We start from the raw sequence: 16,919 nt of genomic DNA, 5'->3' as shown, positions 1-16,919 counted from the left end.
CGCTGGCTACACTGCGCCGCCATTTTTCTCGTTTGCGCCGGAGTCGTTTCGTGGATGTCATCCTGCTGATCAAAGCCGCCATCATGGGCATCGTCGAGGGGCTGACCGAGTTCCTGCCGATCTCGTCGACCGGCCATCTCATCCTCACCGGCAGCCTGCTGGGCCTGACCGACGCCAAGTCCAAGGTGTTCGACATCGCCATCCAGAGCGGCGCGATCCTCGCCGTCTTCATCGTCTACTGGGCCCGCCTGCGCGAGGCGCTGATGGGCATCGGCCACAGCGAGAAGCAGCGCCGCTTCGTGGCGAACGTGTTCATCGGCTTCCTGCCGGCCGCGCTCGTGGGCCTGACGGTCTACAAGATGATCAAGGCGCATCTGTTCAACGCGCCGGTGGTGGCCGGCGCCTTCATCGTCGGCGCGCTCATCATCCTGTGGGCCGAGAAGCGCTCCCAGCCGGTGCCCCGCGTGCAGAGCGTGGACGACATGAGCCCGCTGGACGCGCTCAAGGTCGGCCTGGTGCAGTGCCTGGGCATGATCCCCGGCACCAGCCGCTCGGGCGCCACCATCATCGGCGGCATGCTGCTGGGCCTGTCGCGCAAGGCGGCGACCGACTTCTCCTTCTTCCTGGCCATCCCGACGCTGGTGGCGGCCGGCGGCTACAGCATGTGGAAGGAGCGCCACGCCCTGTCCATGGCCGATGCGCCGATGTTCATCGTCGGCTTCGTCGTCAGCTTCCTGGCCGCCTGGGCGTGCGTGCGCTGGCTGCTGCGCTACGTGTCCAGCCACACCTTCGTGCCGTTCGCCTGGTACCGCATCGCCTTCGGCATCGTCGTGCTCATCACCTGGGCGACGGGTACGGTCATCTGGGCGGACTGAGATAATTCGGGCATGGCCATCACGATCAAGACCGCAGCCGATGTCGAGGGTATGCGCATCGCCGGACGCCTGGCGTCCGAAGTCCTGGACATGCTCACGGCGCACGTCAAGCCGGGCGTCACCACCAACGAGCTGGACCGGCTCGCGCACGACCACATCGTCCACGTGCAGCAGGCCATCCCCGCACCGCTGAACTACTGCCCGCCGGGCTACATCCCCTACCCCAAGTCGATCTGCACGTCGGTCAACGCGCAGGTCTGCCACGGCATCCCGAACGACAAGCCGCTGAAGAACGGCGACATCGTCAACATCGACGTCACCGTCATCAAGGACGGCTGGCACGGCGACACCAGCCGCATGTTCGTCGTCGGCGAGGGCTCCATCGCCGCCAGGCGGCTGTGCGCGTTCACGTACGAAGCCATGTGGAAGGGCATCGCCAAGGTCAGGCCAGGCGCGCGCCTGGGCGACATCGGCCACGCCATCCAGACCTTCGCCGAGAACGCGGGCTTTTCCATCGTGCGCGAGTTCTGCGGCCACGGCATCGGCCAGGTCTTCCACGAGGAGCCGCAGGTGCTGCACTACGGCCGCCCCGGCACGCTGGACGAACTGGTGCCCGGCATGATGTTCACCATCGAGCCCATGATCAACGCCGGCCGGCGCGAGATCAAGGAGCTGGGCGATGGCTGGACCATCGTCACCAAGGACCGGTCGCTGTCCGCGCAGTGGGAGCACACCATCCTCGTCACCGACACCGGCTACGAGGTGATGACGCTGTCGGCCGGCAGCCCGCCGCCGCCGGCGTTCATCACGCAGACGGCGGCGGCCCCTGCCACCACTGCGGCCTGAGGCCGTGGCAACGCTCGCCGAGCTCCGCCAGCAGTTCAAGGCCGGCAAGCAGACGCTCATCGACGACTTCCTCGCCGCGCGGCCCACGCAGGCCGGCGCGCTGACGCTGCTGCGCCGGCTCGCCCGCCATGTCGACGACACGCTGCGCGGCCTTTGGGTGCAGGCAGAGCAGAACGGCATGCCTGCGGGCGCGTGCCTGGCGGCCGTGGGCGGCTACGGCCGCGGCGAGCTTTACCCGCACTCCGACGTGGACGTCCTCGTGCTGCTGCCCGACGGCGTCGAGGCCCATGTGCCTGGCGCCGTCAAGACGGCCATCGAGGGCTTCATCACGTCCTGCTGGGATGTCGGGCTGGAGATCGGCTCCTCGGTGCGCACGCTGGGCGAATGCCTGTCCGAATCGCAGGGCGACGTGACGGTACAGACCGCGCTGCTCGAAGCGCGCCCGCTGGCCGGCGACGCGAAGCTGTTCAAGCTGATGGCCAGGCGCTTCATGCAGGCCATGGACGCCAAGGCCTTCTTCCGCGCCAAGACGCTGGAGATGCTGCAGCGCCACACCAAGTTCGATGACACGCCCTATGCGCTGGAGCCCAACTGCAAGGAAAGCCCCGGCGGCCTGCGCGACCTGCAGATGCTGATCTGGATCGCGCGCGCGGCGGGCCTGGGCAAGACCTGGAAGGCCTTGAGCGCGCGCGGCCTCATCACCCCGTTCGAGAGCCGCCAGCTGCAGCGCAACGAGGGGCAGCTGCGGCTGATCCGCGCGCGGCTGCATGCGATCGCCGGCCGGCGCGAAGACCGGCTGGTGTTCGACCTGCAGACGGCGGTGGCGCAGAGCTTCGGCTTCAAGAGCACCGTCGCCCAGCGCGCGTCCGAGGTGCTGATGCGGCGCTACTACTGGGCTGCCAAGGCCGTCACGCAGCTGCACCAGATCCTGCTGCTGAACCTGGAGGAGCAGATCAACGGCTCGCAGCAGAACCTGCTGCGCGAGATCGAAGGCCAGCCGGACTTCCTGGACCGCGGCCGCATGCTGGAGGTCGCCAGCGACGACCTTTACCAGCGCGACCCGCACGCCATCCTGCGCACCTTCCTCATCTACCAGCAGACGCCCGGCATCAAGGGCTTTTCGGCGCGCACGCTGCGGGCGCTGTACAACGCGCGCGGCCTGATGGACACGGCCTGGCGGCGCGACCCGGTCAACCGCGCCACCTTCATGACCATGCTGCGTGCGCCGGAAGGTCAGACGCATGCGTTCCGGCTCATGAACCAGACGTCCGTGCTGGGCCGCTACCTGTGGGTGTTCCGCGCCATCGTCGGGCAGATGCAGCATGACCTGTTCCACGTCTACACGGTGGACCAGCACATCCTGATGGTGCTGCGCAACGTGCGCCGCTTCTTCGTGCCGGAGCACGCGCACGAGTACCCGTTCTGCTCGCAGCTCGCCTCGCAGTGGGCGCAGCCCGAGCTGCTCTACATCGCCGCCCTGTTCCACGACGTGGCCAAGGGCCGCGGCGGCGACCACTCCGAACTGGGCGCCACCGAGGTGCGGCGCTTCTGCCGCCAGCACGGGATGAATGCCGCCGACACGGCCATGTGCGTCTTCCTCGTGGAACACCACCTGACGATGTCCCGCGTGGCGCAGAAGGAGGACCTGTCCGACCCCGACGTCATCGCCGCCTTCGCCGCCAAGGTGGGGGACGTGCGCCACCTCACGGCGCTGTACCTGCTGACGGTGGCCGACATCCGCGGCACCAGCCCCAAGGTCTGGAACGCCTGGAAGGGCAAGCTGCTGGAGGATCTGTACCGCATCACGCTGCGGGCGCTGGGTGGCGCCAAGATCAACGTCGACGCCGAGATCGAGGCGCGCAAGCAGGAGGCCCGGCAAGACCTGGCCCTGCACTCGCAGCTGCCCGGCACCGAGGAGCCGCTGTGGAAGAAGCTGGCGCTGAGCTACTTCGCGCGGCACGACGGCGCCGAACTCGCCTGGCACGCGCGCTCGCTGTGGCGCCATGTCGAGAGCCCGGTGCCCGTCGTGCGCGCCCGCCCCTCGCCCATCGGCGAGGGGCTGCAGGTGCTGGTCTACGCGCCCGACCAGCCCGACCTGTTCGCCCGCATCTGCGGCTACTTCGACGGCGCGGGCTTCAGCATCCTGGACGCCAAGGTCCACACCACGCGCGACGGCTACGCGCTCGACACCTTCCAGGTCATCCGCCCGGAGGCCGACGTGCACCACCGCGACCTGGTGCCGCTGGTGGAGCAGAAACTGTCCATCGCGCTGCAGGCCGACGGCCCGCTGCCTGAGCCCAGGCGCGGGCGCCTGTCGCGCCGCGTCAAGAGCTTCCCCTATTCGCCACGGATCTCGCTGCGCCCCGACGAGCGCGCCACCGCCTGGCTGCTGACCATCTCCACCAGCGACCGCGCCGGCCTGCTCTACGCCATCGCCCGCGTGCTGGCGCGCCACGGCATCAACCTGCAGCTCGCCAAGATCTCGACGCTGGGCGAGCGCGTGGAAGACACCTTCCTGCTCGACGGCCCGGCGCTGCAGCAGAACAAGGCGCAGTTGCAGATCGAGAGCGAGCTGCTGGACGCGGTGTCGCTGCCCGCATGATCGCCGCACGGCAGACAGGGGCGCGCGCATGAACTACACCATCGGCATCGCGGACGCGAGCGCCCAGTTGGGCCGCTTCGACGCCATCCTCGACGTGCGCTCGCCTGCGGAATTCGCCGAAGACCACATCCCCGGCGCCGAGAACTGGCCGGTGCTGGACGACGACGAGCGCCGCATCGTCGGCACGCTCTACGCGCAAGACCCGCTGGCCGCGCGGCGACTGGGCGCATCGCTCGTTGCGCGCAACGTGTCGCGGCTGCTGGACGAGCGCACCGGCGACAAGGGCAAGACCTGGCGCCCACTCGTCTACTGCTGGCGCGGCGGGCAGCGGTCGCTGTCGCTGCACTGGTTTCTCGGCCAGATCGGCTTTCGATCACGCCAGCTCGTGGGCGGCTACAAGGCCTACCGCACGCAGGTGCGCGACGACCTCGACGCCTGGCCCGCGCGTTTCAACTGGCAGGTGCTGTGCGGCCGCACCGGCAGCGGCAAGACGCGGCTGCTGCACGCCTTGGCCGCCGAAGGCGCCCAGGTGCTGGACCTCGAAGCACTGGCTGCCCACCGCGGCTCCGTGCTCGGCGCCCTGCCCGGCTCCGCTCAGCCCACCCAGAAGTCCTTCGACAGCGCGCTGTGGGCCGCGCTGCGCGCGCTGGACACCGCGCGGCCGGTGTTCGTCGAGAGCGAGAGCCGCAAGATCGGCCGCATCACCGTGACCGAAGCGCTGCTGGGCGCAATGCGCAGCCACGGCGACTGCATCTGGATCGCCATGCCCGAGGCCGAACGCGTGGCGCTGCTGCTGCAGGACTATGCCCACTTCAGCGCCGACCCCGACGGCTTCTGCCGCGCGCTGGACGGCCTCATCGAACTGCGCGGCCGTGCGCGCGTGACCGACTGGCAGTCCCGCGCCCATGCGGGCGACTGGGCCGGCGTGTTCGCCGAGCTGATGCGCGAGCACTACGACCCAGGTTACGAACGATCACTGCGGGGATATTTCCCGGCGCTCGCGCACGCCCGCGAGCTGACGCTTGCCAACGGTTCGCCAGCGTGCGTCCGGCTGGTTGCTCGCGAGCTCATGGAGCAGCATGCCAGCAGGGTTTGACCCGGTCTGCAACCCACACCGATGCCGGCCTATACTTCCAGCGCAAGTGGGGGGGTAGCTCAGCTGGGAGAGCGCCGCGTTCGCAATGCGGAGGTCGGGAGTTCGATCCTCCTCCTCTCCACCAAACGTGCCCTAAGGCCTTGATCTTCAAGGACTTTTCTTTTTGGCGCGGTCAACTCAGATGGGATGTCCAACTCCATATCCAAGTTCGTGCGCCGAGATGTACGTCCAAGCCCCTTCAGACTTCTCACACCTGGTTTTGCATCGATCATCAGTTGTCGATCGGGACCCAGCACCTCGCGTGCGATGCGCAGGCGGCGGACGTCGTCGGCCCGGTCCCGGCCGACCTTGAGCTTGATGTGGTTGAAGCCTGCGTCTACCGCCTCTTGGCACAGGTGGCGCAGCTTCTCGTCGTCACAGCCCACCGACGTCGTGTAGCAGGGGTAGCCTTCGGTCAGCAATGTCTGCGCACACGCAGCCTTGCCTTCAGCGCGCTTGCGCAGCAGGGCCAGCGCCTGTTCGGGCGTGATGCAGTCGGTGATGTAACGGAAGTCGATGCAACGCACCAGTTCCGCCGGGCTCATATCAGCCACCAGGCGCCATAAGGGCTTGCCGACCGACTTGGCCCAAAGGTCCCACACGGCGTTCACCACCGCGCCGGTGGCCAGGTGCATGGCGCCCTTGTCGGGCCCGATCCAACGCAGCTGGCTGACCGCTTTGATGCTGGCGTTCGCCTCGGCAACACCATCGACAAGGACATGATCGCCGTGCCCATTGGGCCGCCACTGCGCATGGCTGTCGTAGCCTCGCCAGGCTACTTCGCAGTGAACCCAGTCCCGAAGACTCCGCACGACCTGATGATGCATCGCTGCATCAACCAGCGCATGCCCACGTCAGGCGGGCTGTACGTCTGGGACTTCGCCAAGAAGGGCAAGCAGGTCAATGTCCGCGTGGACGGTCCCTTGATCTTCAATACCGCCCCGCCTCAGGTCGATGCCGCGCTGGCTGGTGCCGGTGTTGCCCTGTTGCCGGAGGACGAACTGGGTTCACAGATCGACGAGGGGCGCCTCGTGCGCGTGTCGAGGATTGGTGCCCTCCGTTCGCCGGCTACCACCTCTACTACCCGAGCCGGCGCCAACCATCGCCGGCGTTTTTCTTGGTGTTGAAGGCCGTGCAGTTCGACGGGCGGCGCCGGTAGAAAGGCTTACCTGTCCTCCGTTCATGCCGCTGCGAGCGCAGGTCGAGCTCGCCCAATCTACATAGGCATGCATGAGCCGAAGCGGGGGCAGAACCACAGCTAGCCTGGCACCTCGTTGGCATAACTTGGCTGCCGACACGACAGGCGCCGCATAACCTTGCCGGCGGTCGTTTCAGAGCTCACGAGCGCAGACTCAACCGCAATAGTAGGGATGCGCGCCACCCTGAGAGAACCTAAAACGCGGCCTCGTACTCTGGCAGACGTGCCGCTCGTGGAGGCTGTGTGGGTGTAGAGACTTCGCCGAACGATCCCGCAAAATCGCTGGACGATCAGATCAAGGAGCTCCAGCGTGAGAAGCTGCAGCGCGAAATCCGCCAGCTGCGAGGCCTGACCTTCGAGTCTCTGGCCAAGCTGTCGGTCGCTGTGCTGGGGATCGTCGCCGCGTCCTGGGCAGTGGGTAGCGGGGCGATCAAGGCGCAGCTCGATCTGATCGACACGCGCGAGAAGCTGGTCGCGAAGAACGCCGAACTCACCGATCAGGCCAACAAACTGGCCATGCAGACGACTGAGCTCCATAGACGATCGGCAGAGATCGAAGAGAAGCAGAAGGAGCTCACTGATCTCGATGCGCGCAAGGCGCTTCTGGCGGACGAATACTCTCGATTGCAGACGACCGTCAGACACATCAACGACGGCTCTCAGCAACTGTCGCCTGCGGCGCCTGGCAAGGGCAAGCAAGCCCTCAAGGATGAGCTGACGCAAGCGTCCAAGCCGATTGTCTTTGTGCAGTTTGCGGGATCGTTGAACCGGGACGCGACCATCAAGCCACTGCTGCAGGCCCTCAACGCCAGCGGCTTCAATGCGCCGGGCGCCCAGCGTATCAACAAGAATCAAACCAACGAGGTCCGCTATTTCGCCAACACGGACTTCGAACGTGCGGCCGCGGCCAAGGTCGCAAGCATTGCCCAGGACACGTTTGCCAAACTGGGCTGCCCTCTGCCGACCCTCACCGCGAAACTGGTTCAGCGCGAAGATGGCAAAACCAGCCCGACAGAACTGTGGTTGATGCACAGCTGCGAAGCAAAACCCTGAACCCTGTCGCCGGGCGTTCTGGACACCCGGTCAAGACTGAAGGGCCGAGAAAAAGCCGAACGTGCCAAGCCCAAGTCGGGCAACGGGCGCAATGGCAAACCCCTGGCATACACTCGATTGGCAAGCATCGGCCCCTCCGGTGCAGACGCCCTCGCCGGGCGCACAGCCGCGCCACATGCCCCCGTTGCCTCCCGTCACCAGAGCCTTCCTGCTGGCTTGCGTTGGTGCCTTCTGTTTCTTCGAACTGTTCCCCGCGCTGGCCTTCTGGTTCGAGCTGTGGCCGGTGCAATCTGGCGCGTTCCTGCCGTGGCAGTTGCTGAGCTACGCCTTCCTGCACGCCAACTTCACGCACCTGCTGTTCAACATGCTGGGCCTGTGGATGTTCGGCGGCGAGCTGGAACGGGTCTGGGGCCCGCGGCGCTACACGCAGATGCTGCTGGCCAGCACGCTGAGCGCCGCGGCCGTGCAACTGGCGTTCACGTTCGTGATCGGCTCCAACTCGCCGACGGTCGGCGCCTCCGGGGCGCTGTTCGGCCTGCTGCTGTCCTTCGGCATGCTGTTCCCCAACCGCATCATCGTGCCGCTGATCCCGCCCATCCCGATGAAGGCCAAGGTCTTCGTCGCCATCTACGGTGGCCTGGAGCTGATCCTGGGCTTCAATGGCGGCAGCGGCGTGGCCCATTTCGCCCACCTGGGCGGCATGCTGGGCGCGTGGCTACTGATCCGCCACTGGCGCTCGCCGCGCCGTCGCGGCTGACCGCCTGATGACGCCCGGCGTCATCGGCGTCGACATCGGCGGCACCGGCATCCACCTGCTCAGCGCTGACGGCGAGCAATCCGCGGCGACCGGCCTGGCCTTCAATGCTGACAACGCACAACGGCTGATCCGCAGCTTCATCGACCGCCAGGCAACGCCCGTGCGCGCCCTCGGCATCGCCGTGCCGGGCCTGGTGGACGGGCACCGCGTCGTGCTGTCCCACGTGCTGCCCGGGCTCAACGGCTGGCTGCCGTCGTTCGGCGTGCCGGTCACGCTGCTCAACGACGTGGACGCGGCACTCGCCGAAGCACTGCCCGCCACGGGCGAGTTTGAAACGGCCGGCATGGTCATGGTCGGCAGTTGTCTGGGCGCGGCGTTCGTGACCCAGGGCCGGCGGCTGCAGGGTGCGGGCGGTTTTGCCGGCGAGTTGGGCCACGCGCCCGTGCCGACGCCCGACGGCCCGCGCCTGCTGAACGACCTGGCCGGTGGCCGCGCGCTGCTGGCCCGCACCGGCCTCGAAGCCGCCGACCTGGCCGCCGCGCTGGCGGCCGGCGACGCGAACGCCCATGCCGCCGTGCGCGACGCGGGCCGTCACCTGGGCTGGGCTGGGCGCTGGCCTGGCTCATCAACGTGCTGAACCCGGGCCGCCTGGTCGTCGGTGGCGGCACGCTGGAGTTCGACGGCTTGTGGCCCGAGGCGCTGGCCCAGGCCGAGGCCTTTGCGCTGCCGCCGCTGTGGGCGGGCTGCCGCTTGGAACGCGTGGCCGATGGCAAGCGCCTCGTCGCGCGGGGCGCGGCGCGGGCCGCTACAGCCCTTCTCGCGGCGTCGGGTAGCGCAGGCTCAGCCGCAGCTCGCGCCTGAGCCGCTTGTTGGCCAGCCGGCGCGATTCGCTCCAGAAGCTCAGCTGCATCGGGCTCATGCGCTCGGCGGCCTGGGCGCGCGTGATGCGCTCGGGCCGCGGCAGCCCGGCCAGGTCGGCCGCCAGGTCGAAGTAGTCGCCCATCAGCAACTCGCTGTCATCGCAGGCATTCACGACGCGCTGCGGCCGGCCGCGCAGCAAGGCGAGCAGGCAGGCTTGCGCCAGGTCGTCCGCGTGGATGTGGTTGGTGAACACATCGTCCTCGCGGCGCAGCACGGGCGTGCCGCGCGCCAGCCGCTCGCGCGGGTGGCCGCCCTCGCGGTCGCTCGCGTAGATGCCGGGCACGCGCAGGATGCCCGCGCGCACGCCGTGGCGGCGGCCGAAGGTGCGCAGCTGCGACTCGGCATGGACACGGCGGCGCGCCCGGTCCGTCGCAGGGTTCACCGCACGCGTCTCGTCGATGCGGTCACCGCCGCAGTCGCCGTAGACGCCGGTGGTGCTCACGTAGACCAGCGCCGTGGGCGGGTGGCGGGCGAGCGCCGCCAGCAGGTGCCGCGTGCGCTCGTCCGTGGCGCCCGCCAAGGCTGGCGGGGCGAGGTGCAGCACCAGGTCAGCCAGCCCGGCCAGGCGGCCCAGCGTCGCGGGCTGGTCCAGGTTGCCCAGCAGCGGCACGGCGCCCGCCTGCCGCAGCGCCGAGGCCCGCGCAGGCGACGAGGTCAGCGCGAACACGCGCCAGCGCCCGGCCAGCAGCTTCAGCACACGCAGGCCGACGTCGCCGCAGCCGATGATCAGCAATCGTGGGGGTGATGTCATGGTCGGGCAAAATGGCGGCCAGTCTACGGCCCCGGACTCTGCAGCGGGGCCGCTTGCTTTTTGAGCGCATGAGTCATCAGATCACCATCCAGCCCGCCGGCCGCGTCTACACGACCGAGGGCGACGACACCCTGCTCGCCGCCGCCATCCGCAACGGCGTGGGCCTGCCCTACGGCTGCAAGGACGGCGCCTGTGGCTCCTGCAAGAGCAAGCTGCTCGAAGGCACGGTCGTGCACGGCAGCCACCAGCCCAAGGCACTGTCCACCGAAGAGGAAGCCGCCGGCTACGTGCTGACCTGCTGCGCGCGACCGCAGACGGACTGCGTCGTCGAGGCGCGCACGGTGCCCGGCGCCGGCGAGTTCCCGGTGCTGAAGCTGCCGACGCGCGTGGCCGCCATCGCCCGGCCGGCCTCCGATGTCGCCGTGCTGACGATGCAGCTCGCGGCCAACCAGAACTTCCAGTTCCGCGCCGGCCAGTACGTCGAGTTCATCCTGCGCGACGGCGTGCGCCGCAGCTACTCGATGGCCAACGCGCCGCACGCGCTGCCCGGCCAGATCGAACTGCACATCCGCCACATGCCCGGCGGCAAGTTCACCGACCATGTGTTCGGCGCGCTCAAGGAGAAGGACATCCTGCGCATGGAAGGCCCGTTCGGCAGCTTCTTCCTGCGCGAGGACAGCGACAAACCCATCGTGCTGCTGGCCAGCGGTACCGGCTTCGCGCCCATCAAGGCCATCATCGAGCGCGCCCGCCACATCGGCGCCACGCGCCCCATGGTGTTGTACTGGGGCGCTCGCAAACAGGCCGACCTGTACCTGAACGGCTGGGCCGCGCAGGTCGCTGCCGAGTGGCCGCAGCTGACCTACGTGCCCGTGCTGTCCGAGCCCGACGAGGGCTGGACGGGTCGCACCGGCTTCGTCCACCGCGCGGTCATGGAAGACCTGCCCGGCATGGCGGGCCATCAGGTCTATGCCTGCGGCGCACCCATCATGGTCGAGTCGGCGCAGCGCGATTTCGTGTCGCAGTGCAACCTGCCGGCCGAAGAGTTCTACGCCGACGCGTTCACGTCCGAAGCCGACAAGCACGCATGAAGCGTCGACCCCTCGCCCAGGCTCGCTTCGCTGAACGCGGGCGTGTCTGGTCGGTCCCCCGAGGGGACGGCGATGCCCGCGGCTTTGAGCCGCGAGCACATCGCCATGGCGGGCCGGCTTGGGAGCGGCCCGGCGCTCGGCCCGTCAACACCAACTGCGGAATGGACACCTGAGATGTTCGAACCCCCCTGGACCGCGCCCACCGAGATCGTCGATGCGCTCAGGCGCGATGGCGAGGCCGTGGTGGCGCCGACCTCGCTGGGCGTGCTGGGCGTGTCGGCGGCCGAACTCGACGCGCTCAAGTCCTGCTGGAACGACCTGCCGCCCGACGGCTACCTGCGCGATGGCGGCCGCTACCGCTTCCGCCGCCACGGCTGCTTCGTGGCAGACGGCGACACGCTGACGCTCAGCGCCCACCGCGCCCACTGGCAGCCCCTGGACTACAACGCACTGCACGGCGGCATCCAGCGCTGGTTCGTGCCGCTGGCGCCGGAGATGAGCGAGTCGCCCGCTTGGAAGGCGCTGCTGCTGGGTCTGGCCCGGGTCGCGTCGGCCCTGAAGGGTGAGCAGCGCTGGTTCATCGAGGCCCACCCCTTCCGCATCGACACCAGCGACGGCATCGGCCGCCCCACGCCCGAGGGTGCGCACCGCGACGGCGTGGACCTCGTGGCTGTGCTGTTCGTGGGCCGGCACGGCATCAAGGGCGGCGAGTCCCGCGTGTTCGACGCGCATGGCCCGGCGGGCCAGCGCTTCACGATGACCCTGCCGTGGACCACGCTGCTGCTGGACGACGAGCGCGTCATCCACGAAACCACGCCCATCCAGCCGCTGGCCAGCGGCGAGCGCGGCTGGCGCGATACCTTGGTCATCACCTTGCGAAGCGGCGGCTTCCAGGGCCCCTGACGCGGCTCCGTAGAATCCCGAACGGCCGCGCCACAAGCGCGGCCGTTTCTCTTTCACTGCCGCGCCACAAGCGCCTGACCGACATGAACCCGACTTCCCTCTTCGGCCTGCCCGAGCAAGCCGCCCACGAGCGCGTGCTGCTCGCCACCGACCCGGCCACCGGCCTCAAGGCCATCCTGGCCGTGCACAGCACCGCACGCGGCCCCGCCTTCGGCGGCTGCCGGCTGTGGCATTACGAATCCGAAGGCGCCGCGCTGAACGACGCGCTGCGCCTGTCGCAAGGCATGAGCCTGAAGAACGCGCTGGCCGACCTGCCCTTCGGCGGCGGTAAGGCCGTGATCTTGAAGCCGCAAGGCCAGTTCGACCGCGCTGCGCTGTTCGCCGCCTTCGGCCGCGCCGTGCAGTCGTTGAACGGCGCCTACATCACCGCCGAGGACGTGGGCACCACCACCGCCGACATGCGCGGCATGCAGGCCGAGACGTCCTTCGTCAGCGGCATCCCGCGCGAAGGCGCTTTCGGCGGCGACCCCAGCCCGAAGACGGCCTGGGGCGTGTTCGTGGCCATCCAGGCCGGCGCGCGCCTCGTGCTGGGCCGCACCTCGCTGGACGGCGTGCGCGTCGCGCTGCAGGGCCTGGGCGCCGTGGGCTGGCACCTGGCCGAGTTCCTGCACCAGGCCGGCGCCAGGCTGGTGGTGGCCGACGTAGACCAGGCCAAGGTCGAACGCGCCATCGCGCAGTTCGGTGCGGTGCCCGCGAACGTCGCGGAGATCCTGGCGGCCGACGTCGACGTGCTGGCGCCCTGCGCGCTGGGCGCCTCGCTGAACGAGCAGACCGTGCCCACCGTGCGCGCCAAGCTGATTGCCGGCGCCGCCAACAACCAACTCGCCACCGCTGGCGACGGCGACGCGCTGCAGCGCCGCGGCATCTGCTACCTGCCGGACTACCTCGTGAATGCCGGCGGCATCATCAGCGTGGCCCGCGAGTATCGCGGCGAGGGCGAAGAGGCCAAGGTGATGGCCGAAGTCAGCAAGATCGCCGAGCGGGTCGACGAGCTGCTGCAGCGCGTGCAGACGGCCGATTCCACGCCGGCCCGCGTGGCTGACGACTGGGCGCGTTCCAAGCTCGTTCGCCTGGGTTGAACCTCTTGCGACTCCAAAGCAAAACGCCCGGCACCGCCGGGCGTTTTTTATGGGCGCTCGCGCGCTTATTCGCCCAGATATGCGGCGCGAACCTTGGGGTCGTTCAGCAACGCGCTGCCCTCGCCCTCCATCGTCACCTCGCCGGACTCCATCACGTAGCCGCGGTTGGCGAGCTGCAGCGCGCGGCTGGCGTTCTGCTCGACGAGCAGCACGGTCACGCCCTGCTTGTGGATGTCGTTCACGACCTCGAAGATCTTGTCCACCATGATGGGCGACAGCCCCATGGACGGCTCGTCCAGCAGCAGCACCTTGGGGCGCGCCATCAGCGCGCGGCCCATGGCCAGCATCTGCTGCTCACCGCCGGACATCGTGCCGGCGAGCTGCTTGGCGCGCTCCTTCAGCCGCGGGAACAGGCCGAAGACCTTGTCCATGTCGGCCTGGATCTCGCCGTCCTTGCGGTTGTAGGCGCCCATCTGCAGGTTCTCGATGATGGTCATGCGCGTGAACGTGCCGCGGCCCTCGGGCACCATCACCAGGCCTTGCTTGGCCAGGTCCCAGGCGCCCTGGCCCTTGATGGCCTTGCCCAGGTACTCGACGCTGCCGGCGGCCACCGGCTGCAGGCCGGTGATGGCCTTCAGCGTCGTCGTCTTGCCGGCGCCGTTGGCGCCGATCAGCGACACCAGTTCGCCCTCGCGCACCTCGAAGCTGACGCCCTTGACGGCCTGGATGCCGCCGTAGGCGACCTTCAGGTCGCTGACCTTGAGCAGGGTTTGATTTGGTTGTGCCATGTTCTTCTTCCCTCTCAGTGGGGCTTGTGGCCAGCGCCCAGGTAGGCCTCGATGACCTTCTCGTTGTTCTGCACCTCGGCCGGCGTGCCCTCGGCGATCTGCTTGCCGTAGTCCAGCACCGTCACACGGTCGCACAGGCCCATGACCAGCTTCACGTCGTGCTCGATGAGCAGGATGGTGCGGCCGTCCTTGCGGATGCGGTCGATCAGCTCGCGCAGCACGACCTTCTCGGTCGCGTTCATGCCGGCGGCGGGCTCGTCCAGCGCGATGAGCTGAGGGTCGGTCGCCAGCGCCCGCGCAATCTCCAGCCGGCGCTGGTCGCCGTAGCTCAGCGTGCGGGCCTTGAACTCGGCGTACTTGCCGATGCCGACGTAGTCCAGCAGTTCCTGGGCGCGCGCCTTGATGGCGGCCTCCTCGGCCTTGAACTTGGGCGTGCGGAACACGGCGCCGAACAGGCCGGACTTGGTGCGGACGTGTCGCCCCACCATGACGTTCTCCAGCGCCGTCATGTCGGCGAACAGGCGGATGTTCTGGAAGGTGCGCGCGATGCCGGCCTTGGCGACCTGATGCACCGCCTGCGGCGCGTAGGGCGTGCCGCCCAGCGCAAAGCTGCCGCCGTCCGGCACGTAAAGCCCGGTGATGACGTTGAAGAAGGTCGTCTTGCCGGCGCCGTTGGGGCCGATCAGGCCGTAGACCTGGCCGCGCTGGATCTGGATGCCGACGTCGGACAGGGCCTGCACGCCGCCGAAGCGCTTGGACGCGCCGCTGACGTTGAGAACGATGTTGTCGTGAGTGGTCATGGTGTGCCTTCCCTCACTTGGCTGCCGGAGCCGACTTGCCGTGCTCGGGCGCGGGCCACAGGCCGCGCGGGCGGGCCAGCATGATGCCGATCATGGCCAGCGCCACCAGCAGCTGGCGCAGGATGGAGGCGTCCAGGCGGCCGTCAGTCATCTGCTGCAGCGGGCCGGCGACGTAGCGCAGCACCTCGGGCAGGGCCGACAGCATCAGCGCGCCCAGGATGACGCCCGGGATGTGGCCGATGCCGCCCAGCACGACCATCGCGACGATCATGACCGACTCCTGCAGGCTGAAGGACTCGGGGGACACGAAGCCCTGGAAGCTCGCGAACATTGCGCCCGACACACCGCCGAAGGTGGCGCCCATGCCGAAGGCCAGCAGCTTCAGGTTGCGGGTGTTGATGCCCATGGCCTTGGCGGCGATCTCGTCCTCGCGAATGGCCATCCAGGCGCGGCCGATGCGGGAGTTCTCCAGGCGATAGCAGATCACCACGCCCGCCACCACGAGCGCGAGGAACAGGTAGTAGTACAGCGTCACCGACGGCAGCGTGTAGTCGCCGATCTGCAGCGACTTGCCGAGGTCCACGCCGAAGATGCGGAACGAGTCGATCTGGCCGATGCCGCGCGGGCCGTTGGTGATGTTGAGCGGGTATTCCAGGTTGTTCAGGAACACGCGGATGATTTCGCCGAAGCCCAGCGTGACGATGGCGAGGTAGTCGCCGCGCAGCTTCAGCGTTGGCGCGCCCAGCATCACGCCGAAGAACGCCGCCAGCAGCGCCGCCGCCGGGATGACCAGCCAGAGCGGCGAGTGCAGGCCCGTGGGGAACGCGGCCTGGAAGGCCTCGAAGTTCTCGCTCAGGTGCGGGCTGGCCAGCAGCGCGAACATGTAGGCGCCGACCGCGTAGAAGGCCACGTAGCCCAGGTCCAGCAGGCCGGCATAGCCCACGACGATGTTCAGGCCCAGCGCCAGCAGCACGTACAGCAGCGCCAGGTCGATGATGCGCACGGGGCCGTTGCCGAGCTGCTGCGCGAACAGCGGCACGACCAGTAGACCGATGGCGCAGGCGAGGAAGGTGATGAGTTTCTTGGCTTGCATGTCTTGTCTCCTCAGGCGCGGTCTGCCACACGTTCGCCAAGCAGGCCCGAAGGCCGCAGCGTCAGCACGAGGATGAGCGCCACGAAGGCGAAGATGTCGGCGTAGTGGCTGCCCAGCACGCCGCCGGTCAGGTCGCCCAGGTAGCCTGCGCCGATGGCCTCGATGAGGCCCAGCAGCACGCCGCCCACCACCGCGCCGGCCAGGTTGCCGATGCCGCCCAGCACGGCCGCCGTGAAGGCCTTCAGCCCGGGCATGAAGCCCATCGTGTGCTGCACGGTGCCGTAGTTGGCGGCCCACATCAGGCCGGCCACCGCGGCCAGCGCGGCGCCGATGACGAAGGTGGTGGAGATGATGAAGTCCGGCTTCACGCCCATCAGGCCGGCCACGCGCGGGTTCTCGGCGGTGGCGCGCATCGCGCGGCCCAGCCGCGTGTAGTTCACCAGGTACATCAGCGCCGCGAGGATGCAGACGGTCAGGCCCAGGATCAGGCACTGCGTGACCGTGATGACCGGCCCGCCCAGGTCGATGGGCGTCGTCGGCAGCAGCAATGGGAAGGGCTTGGGGTTGGGCTTCCAGATGATCATCGCCAGCACCTGCAGCAGCAGCGACATGCCCATGGCGGTGATCAGCGGCGCCAGCCGCGGCGCGTTGCGCAGCGGCCGGTAGGCGATCTTCTCGACCGAGTAGTTCAGCACCGCGCAGACGACCACCGCGCAGGCCAGGCCCACGAGCATCAGCGCCCAGCCCGGCAGGCCCGAATCGGCCAGCGCCGACACCACCGTCCAGCTCACCATCGCGCCGACCATCAGGATCTCGCCGTGCGCGAAATTGATGAGGTTGATGATGCCGTAGACCATCGTGTAGCCCAGTGCGACGAGGGCATACATGCTCCCCAGCACCAAGCCGTTGATGATCTGTTGAATCAGAGTCTCCATGAGGGGCCCTCTTTAGCTTTGTTGGGCACAGC

The 16,919-nt window shown here is 68.5% G+C and carries 16 protein-coding genes, 1 tRNA gene and 1 pseudogene; 12 read left to right on the top strand and 6 right to left on the bottom strand.

Annotated features, from left to right (window positions below; genetic code table 11):
* The first annotated feature begins 50 nt into the window (after positions 1-50).
* The 5 genes from ACO07H_RS11210 (at position 51) to ACO07H_RS11190 (ending at position 5,543) form a co-directional block, all read left to right on the top strand.
* On the top strand, positions 51-875 hold the full coding sequence (locus tag ACO07H_RS11210) for an undecaprenyl-diphosphate phosphatase (RefSeq protein ID WP_422014070.1): 825 nt from the start codon (positions 51-53) through the stop codon (positions 873-875).
* A gap of 12 nt (positions 876-887) precedes the next feature.
* Entirely contained in the window at positions 888-1,721 is an 834-nt protein-coding gene (gene map, locus ACO07H_RS11205; protein WP_422014069.1) for a type I methionyl aminopeptidase, read from the top strand.
* 4 nt (positions 1,722-1,725) lie between these two features.
* Positions 1,726-4,323 carry a [protein-PII] uridylyltransferase gene (locus tag ACO07H_RS11200; protein WP_422014068.1) on the top strand — a complete coding sequence of 866 codons (2,598 nt, stop codon included), beginning with the start codon at positions 1,726-1,728 and terminating at the stop codon, positions 4,321-4,323.
* A gap of 28 nt (positions 4,324-4,351) precedes the next feature.
* Entirely contained in the window at positions 4,352-5,419 is a 1,068-nt protein-coding gene (gene mnmH / locus ACO07H_RS11195) for a tRNA 2-selenouridine(34) synthase MnmH (protein ID WP_422014067.1), read from the top strand.
* A gap of 48 nt (positions 5,420-5,467) precedes the next feature.
* A tRNA-Ala gene (locus ACO07H_RS11190) sits at positions 5,468-5,543 on the top strand.
* A gap of 136 nt (positions 5,544-5,679) precedes the next feature.
* On the opposite strand, the pseudogene ACO07H_RS11185 reads toward ACO07H_RS11190, so the two are convergent.
* Positions 5,680-6,288 (bottom strand): annotated as a pseudogene (locus tag ACO07H_RS11185) (enolase C-terminal domain-like protein); the annotation flags it as partial.
* Here ACO07H_RS11185 and ACO07H_RS11180 point away from each other — a divergent pair.
* From ACO07H_RS11180 to ACO07H_RS11165, 4 genes are all read left to right on the top strand, one after another.
* Complete coding sequence (locus ACO07H_RS11180) at positions 6,178-6,585, top strand: LysR substrate-binding domain-containing protein (RefSeq protein ID WP_422018631.1); 408 nt, start codon at positions 6,178-6,180, stop codon at positions 6,583-6,585. The pseudogene ACO07H_RS11185 and the gene ACO07H_RS11180 sit on opposite strands and share 111 nt — an antisense overlap.
* A gap of 314 nt (positions 6,586-6,899) precedes the next feature.
* On the top strand, positions 6,900-7,709 hold the full coding sequence (locus tag ACO07H_RS11175; RefSeq protein WP_422014065.1) for a hypothetical protein: 810 nt from the start codon (positions 6,900-6,902) through the stop codon (positions 7,707-7,709).
* 175 nt (positions 7,710-7,884) lie between these two features.
* The gene (locus ACO07H_RS11170; protein ID WP_422014063.1) at positions 7,885-8,466 is read left to right on the top strand and encodes a rhomboid family intramembrane serine protease; all 582 of its coding nucleotides are present in this window, start codon (positions 7,885-7,887) and stop codon (positions 8,464-8,466) included.
* Positions 8,467-8,473: 7 nt separating this feature from the next.
* Positions 8,474-9,103 carry an ROK family protein gene (locus ACO07H_RS11165; protein WP_422014061.1) on the top strand — a complete coding sequence of 210 codons (630 nt, stop codon included), beginning with the start codon at positions 8,474-8,476 and terminating at the stop codon, positions 9,101-9,103.
* A gap of 168 nt (positions 9,104-9,271) precedes the next feature.
* On the opposite strand, the gene ACO07H_RS11160 is transcribed toward ACO07H_RS11165, so the two are convergent.
* Positions 9,272-10,138 (bottom strand): NAD-dependent epimerase/dehydratase family protein, encoded by an 867-nt coding sequence (locus tag ACO07H_RS11160; protein ID WP_422014059.1) that lies wholly within the window; start codon positions 10,136-10,138, stop codon positions 9,272-9,274.
* A gap of 68 nt (positions 10,139-10,206) precedes the next feature.
* On the opposite strand from ACO07H_RS11160, the gene ACO07H_RS11155 reads away from it, so the two are divergent.
* The 3 genes from ACO07H_RS11155 (at position 10,207) to ACO07H_RS11145 (ending at position 13,271) form a co-directional block, all read left to right on the top strand.
* Positions 10,207-11,229, top strand: coding sequence for a CDP-6-deoxy-delta-3,4-glucoseen reductase (locus ACO07H_RS11155; protein WP_422014057.1), 1,023 nt, complete (start codon positions 10,207-10,209; stop codon positions 11,227-11,229).
* A gap of 174 nt (positions 11,230-11,403) precedes the next feature.
* Positions 11,404-12,132 carry a 2OG-Fe dioxygenase family protein gene (locus tag ACO07H_RS11150; RefSeq protein ID WP_422014055.1) on the top strand — a complete coding sequence of 243 codons (729 nt, stop codon included), beginning with the start codon at positions 11,404-11,406 and terminating at the stop codon, positions 12,130-12,132.
* Positions 12,133-12,215: 83 nt separating this feature from the next.
* Positions 12,216-13,271 carry a Leu/Phe/Val dehydrogenase gene (locus tag ACO07H_RS11145; protein WP_422014053.1) on the top strand — a complete coding sequence of 352 codons (1,056 nt, stop codon included), beginning with the start codon at positions 12,216-12,218 and terminating at the stop codon, positions 13,269-13,271.
* 65 nt (positions 13,272-13,336) lie between these two features.
* Here ACO07H_RS11145 and ACO07H_RS11140 read toward each other — a convergent pair whose 3' ends face one another.
* The 4 genes from ACO07H_RS11140 to ACO07H_RS11125 are packed head-to-tail and all read right to left on the bottom strand — an operon-like array spanning position 13,337 to position 16,887.
* Entirely contained in the window at positions 13,337-14,059 is a 723-nt protein-coding gene (locus tag ACO07H_RS11140) for an ABC transporter ATP-binding protein (RefSeq protein ID WP_422014051.1), read from the bottom strand.
* Positions 14,060-14,073: 14 nt separating this feature from the next.
* On the bottom strand, positions 14,074-14,859 hold the full coding sequence (locus ACO07H_RS11135) for an ABC transporter ATP-binding protein (RefSeq protein WP_422014049.1): 786 nt from the start codon (positions 14,857-14,859) through the stop codon (positions 14,074-14,076).
* Positions 14,860-14,872: 13 nt separating this feature from the next.
* The gene (locus ACO07H_RS11130) at positions 14,873-15,952 is read right to left on the bottom strand and encodes a branched-chain amino acid ABC transporter permease (protein WP_422014047.1); all 1,080 of its coding nucleotides are present in this window, start codon (positions 15,950-15,952) and stop codon (positions 14,873-14,875) included.
* An 11-nt stretch (positions 15,953-15,963) separates the two neighbouring features.
* The gene (locus tag ACO07H_RS11125; protein WP_422014045.1) at positions 15,964-16,887 is read right to left on the bottom strand and encodes a branched-chain amino acid ABC transporter permease; all 924 of its coding nucleotides are present in this window, start codon (positions 16,885-16,887) and stop codon (positions 15,964-15,966) included.
* Positions 16,888-16,919: the final 32 nt, after the last annotated feature.

The organism is Roseateles sp., assembly GCF_965229315.1.
Classification (GTDB): domain Bacteria; phylum Pseudomonadota; class Gammaproteobacteria; order Burkholderiales; family Burkholderiaceae_C; genus Pelomonas.
This window is presented reverse-complemented; position numbering and strand designations above follow the sequence as displayed.